At 74.9% G+C, this 1,455-nt stretch carries 4 protein-coding genes; all 4 read right to left on the reverse strand.

The annotated features are described in order from the left end of the window. Positions 1-130: 130 nt before the first annotated feature. Complete coding sequence (locus JS521_RS32830) at positions 131-328, reverse strand: DUF1059 domain-containing protein (protein ID WP_205086544.1); 198 nt, start codon at positions 326-328, stop codon at positions 131-133. A gap of 70 nt (positions 329-398) precedes the next feature. Further along, on the reverse strand, positions 399-662 hold the full coding sequence (locus JS521_RS32835) for a hypothetical protein (RefSeq protein ID WP_205086545.1): 264 nt from the start codon (positions 660-662) through the stop codon (positions 399-401). Positions 663-666: 4 nt separating this feature from the next. Then, positions 667-1,140 (reverse strand): sigma factor-like helix-turn-helix DNA-binding protein, encoded by a 474-nt coding sequence (locus tag JS521_RS32840; RefSeq protein WP_205086546.1) that lies wholly within the window; start codon positions 1,138-1,140, stop codon positions 667-669. A gap of 71 nt (positions 1,141-1,211) precedes the next feature. After that, on the reverse strand, positions 1,212-1,455 hold a 244-nt coding region (locus JS521_RS32845; RefSeq protein ID WP_205086547.1), incomplete at its 5' end, for a SpoIIE family protein phosphatase.

A 1,455-nucleotide genomic window follows, 5' to 3' on the forward strand; every position in this document is an offset into this window, starting at 1 on the left:
CCTCTTCCCAACCTACTCCCCCCCCCCCCCTTCTCCTGCCCGGGCTTGCGGGTGGTTCCGGTCCTTCTCCCCCCCCCCCCCCCCCCCCCCCCCCCCCCCCCCCCCCCCCCCCCCCCCCGCGTCTCGGCGTTCAGGCGCTCACCTTCTCGTCCGCGTCCTCCAGCATTCCCCTGACCTGCTCGCGCAGTTCGGGACCGTCCTCATGTCCGTGGACCGACGCCGCGTGCTCGCTCGCGGCCCGGACGACCTCGTCCTCCTCGCCGGTGAGGGTGAGGGTGCAGTTCGTCTCGCTCGGATACTTGCGGCAGTCTGCGGTCTTCCTCGTCATCACGGCCTCCTCGGCTCGTACGACAGCCGCTCTCTCCAGCGTAGGCCTCCCGCACCGGGATTCCAACGGCTCACCAGCCCTCCAACGGCGGAGTGACCTGGGCGGGCTCGGTCGCCCACGGCTGCTCGATCCCGACCCAGACGAGGAGCGCCGCGAGCGCCACGGCCAGCAGCCAGCCCGCCGTCCGGTGCGCCGCCCGGCGCAGCCGCATGCGGCGTCCGCCACGCCGCACCGCCCCCGCGGCCAGGTCCGGCGGCAGGGCCGGGTGCGGGCCGTCCAGCATCCGCCGGACCTGCTCCTCGCGCGGGTCGGAATCCCGGCGGCCGGCGCTCACGGCGTCACCGGGGAACCTGGCGCAGAGGCCTGTCCGGACCCGCCAGCAGTGTCGCCACCGCCCGCGCGCACACCGCCCGCACCCGGTCGGCCGGCAGCCCGAGCAGCGCCGCCGTCTGCTCCTCGCCGACCTCCTCGTAGATCCGCAGAACCAGCACGAGCCGCTCGATCGGGGTCAGCCGGTCCAGCAGACCGCCGCGTGGCCGCTGGTGGCGCCGGGCCTCCCGGGCGAAGCGGAGGGCCAGTTCCCGGCGGGCCCGGTCGTAGGGGTCGCCGCCGTGCAGCCGGTCCCAGTCCGCGTACGTACGGGCGAGCGCCGCGCGCAGCAGCGCCTCGGCCCGTACACACGCGCCCGGCGGCTGCGGCGGTTCGCCGGTGAGCAGCGTCGCCGTGTGCAGCAGGCGGCCGCCCGCGCCCGCCACGAAGGCCTCGAACTCCAGGGCGCGGAGCCGGTCCCGATGGGTCGCCCGCTCTGCCATGCACCACATACGAGCCCCGCCGCCCGGGCGCGGTCAAGGGTGTGGGCACGGTGGGATCGCCCGGTCCGTCTCTATGCCGGGTGCCGGTCCTCGTGCAGATGCAGGGCAAGGAGTGCGATGTCGTCCTCTTTGTCCTGGCCGAACGTGTGCAGGAGGTGGTCGCAGAGGGGTTCGAGCTGTTGCGGGCCGGTCGCCGCCGCATCGAGGAACGCGGCCAGACTGTGGTCGAGGTCCTGGTTGCGGACCTCGACCAGTCCGTCGGTGATCAGCAGCAGCCGGGAGCCCGGTGCGGTGGGACGGACATGGGCGGGAGGG

Origin of the sequence: Streptomyces durocortorensis (assembly GCF_016901035.1) — a bacterium.
Lineage (GTDB): Bacteria > Actinomycetota > Actinomycetes > Streptomycetales > Streptomycetaceae > Streptomyces > Streptomyces durocortorensis.